A 3,189-nucleotide genomic window follows, 5' to 3' on the forward strand; every position below is an offset into this window, starting at 1 on the left:
TTCCACCGGCAAGCCGAAGGGCGTGATGGTGCCGCACCGCGCGGTCGTGAACTTCCTCGAGAGCATGCGGCGCACGCCGGGCATCGACGCCGACGACGTGCTGGTCGCGGTGACCACGCTGTCGTTCGACATCGCCGTGCTGGAACTGATGCTGCCACTGACCGTCGGTGCGCAGGTGGTGCTGGCCGACCGCGACGCCGCGATGGACGGCCACGCACTGGCCGAGCTGCTGGAACGCTCGAACGCCACGCTGATGCAGGCCACGCCGTCCACCTGGCGCGCCCTGCTCGACGCCGGCTGGCTGGGCGACCTCGCCTTCACCGCGCTTTGCGGCGGCGAGCCGATGAGCCCCGGCCTCGCCGCGCAGCTGCGCGGGCGCTGCAAGGCGGTGTGGAACATGTACGGCCCCACCGAGACCACGGTGTGGTCGACCTGCTGGCGCGTCGAGCATCCCGACGAAGGCGTCTCGATCGGCACGCCGATCGCCAACACGCAGGTGTGGGTGCTCGACGAGCAGCGGCAGCCTTGCCCGATCGGCGTCCCCGGCGAACTCTGGATCGGCGGCGACGGCGTCACCCTCGGCTACCTCCACCGTCCCGAGCTCACCGCCGAACGCTTCGTCCCCGACCCGTTCCGCGACGTGCCGGGCGCGCGCCTCTACCGCACCGGCGACCGCGGCCGCTGGAAAGCCGACGGCACCCTCGAACACCTCGGCCGCCTCGACTTCCAGGTCAAGGTGCGCGGCTATCGCATCGAGCTCGGCGAGATCGAGGCCCAGCTCGCCCTGCAGCCCGGCGTCGCCCGCGCCGTCGCCATCACCCGCGAGGACCGCCCCGGCGACGTGCGCATCGTCGCCTACCTGGTCGCCCAGCCCGGGACCGCGCTGGACGAGGCCGCGCTGCGCCAGGCGCTGCGCCGCCTGCTGCCGGAATACATGGTGCCGCAGCACTTCCTCGTGCTGCAGGCCCTGCCGCTGCTGCCCAACGGCAAGCTCGACCGCAAGGCGCTGCCGGCGCCGGCCGACCTCGCGCACGAAACCGGAACGCACGCCGACTTCGTCGCCCCGCGCGACGATCTCGAGCGCACCATCGCCGCGGAGATGGAAGCGGTGCTTGCGCTGCCCGGCCTCGGCGTCGACGACAACTTTTTCGAGCTGGGGGGCCACTCGCTGCTGGCCGCGCAGCTGACCGCTCGCCTGAACAAGGCGCTGGGCCTGGCGCTGCCGCTGCGCACGCTGTTCGAGGCGCCAACCGTGGCGCGGCTGGCCGAGGCCGTGCGCGCAGCGTCCGCCGAACCGGCGCACGCACGCCGGGCCGCGCGCGTGATCCCGCGCCGCGCCGACCGTGCGCGCGCACCGTTGTCGCTGATGCAGCAACGGCTGTGGTTCCTCGAGGAGCTCGATCCCGGCCGCGTGGTCTACAACACGCCCTCGGCGCACCGTCTGCTCGGGCCGATGGACGAACGCGCGTTCGAGCGCGCCTTCAACGCGCTGATCCGCCGCCAGCCGGTGCTGCGCACGACGATCGTCAAGGAGAACGGCGAGCCGGTGCAGGCGATCCTGCCGCAGCTCGAGGTGACGCTGTTCCCGGCCGAGGACCTGTCGGCGCTGGAGCCCGCGGCGCGCGAGGCGCTGCTGCAGCGGCGCATCGCCGAACTGACCGCGCAGCCGTTCGAACTGGTCGGCGCGCCGCTGTTCCGCACGCACATGTTCCGCCTCGGCGCCGAGGAACACGTGCTGTTCTTCATGATCCACCACCTGATCTGGGACGGCTGGTCGTTCGACGTGTTCTACGAGGAGATGGCCGCGCTGTATCCGGCGGCCTGCGAGGGCCGCGATGCGGAGCTGCCGGAGCTGGCCGTCGACTACGGCGACTTCGCCGCCTGGCACCGCGAATGGATGCAGGGCGAGGAACTGGCCGCGCAGCTCGCGCACTGGCGCAAGCTGCTGGCCGACGTGCCGGAACCTCTGGAGCTGCCCAGCGACCGGCCGCGCCCGCCGCGCATGTCGGGGGTCGGCCGCAACGCCTGGATCCGCGTGGACAAGCCGGCGGTCGACGCGCTGCGCGAGCTGGCGCGCCGCGCCGACGCGACGCTGTACATGGCGCTGCTGGCGCTCTACTACGTGATGCTGTGCCGCCACACCGGCCAACGCGACCTGGTGGTCGGCACGCCGGTGCGCGGCCGCGATGCGCCCGAGCTCGAGCCGGTGATGGGTTTCTTCGTCAACGCGCTGCCGCTGCGCATGCAGGTGGATCCGCAGGCGTCCTTCCTCGATCTCTTGCGCGCGGTGCGCGCGGTGGTGGTCGACGCCTTCAGCTATCCGGACGTGCCCTTCGAACACCTGCTGCGCGCGCTGCAATTGCCGCGCGACGAGAGCCGTTTCCCGATCTACCAGGCGCTGTTCTCCTTCCAGGACATCCGCAAGCGCCCCGAGCAGTGGGGCGCGCTGCGCCACGGGCGCGTGCAGGTGATGCAGCCGGGCGCGGCCGAAGACCTCGGCCTGTGGTTCGTCGAGATGGAGGACGGACTGCGCGGCGGCCTCGGCTACAACACCGACATCCTCGAGCATGCCAGCGTCGAACGCATGCGCGACCGCTACCTCGCGCTGCTGCAGGCGGCGCTGGCCGACCCGCAGCAGGCGGTCGGCCGCCTGCCGCTGCTGCCCGAGACCGAACGGCGCCAGCTCGAGGCGTGGAACGCCACCGCCGCGCCCTACGCCGCCGACGCTCTGATGCACGAGGCGTTCGAGGCGCAGGCGGCGCGCGCGCCGCTGCGTGTCGCCGTGCGCTTCGGCGAGCGCAGCCTGAGCTACGGCGAACTGGAGGCGCGCGCCAATCGCATCGCCCACGCGCTGCGCGCGCGCGGCGTGCGCCGCGGCGCGCTGGTCGGGCTGTGCCTGCAACGCGGACCGGACATGCTGGCCGCGCTGCTCGGCGTGCTGAAGTCCGGCGCCGGCTACGTGCCGCTGGACCCGGCCTATCCGCGCGAGCGCCTCGCCTTCATGGCCGAGGACGCCGGCCTGGCCGAGCTCGTCACCACCTCCGACCTCACCGCGCTGATCGACCGGCCGCGCGAGCGCATCCTGCTGCTCGACGGCGACATCCCCGACGCGCTGCCGACCGCGCCGCCGCGCCGCGACGACGCCGCCGCCGCGCCGGACTCGATCGCCTACGTGATCTACACCTCCGG

General features: G+C 72.9%; 1 protein-coding gene. It reads left to right on the forward strand.

The window, feature by feature from the left end; translation table 11 throughout:
* Positions 1–3,189: condensation domain-containing protein (locus tag MBSD_RS15620; RefSeq protein WP_201797486.1), on the forward strand; the 3,189-nt coding region annotated here is incomplete at both ends.

Origin of the sequence: Mizugakiibacter sediminis (genome assembly GCF_000953855.2) — a bacterium.
Taxonomy (GTDB): domain Bacteria; phylum Pseudomonadota; class Gammaproteobacteria; order Xanthomonadales; family Rhodanobacteraceae; genus Mizugakiibacter; species Mizugakiibacter sediminis.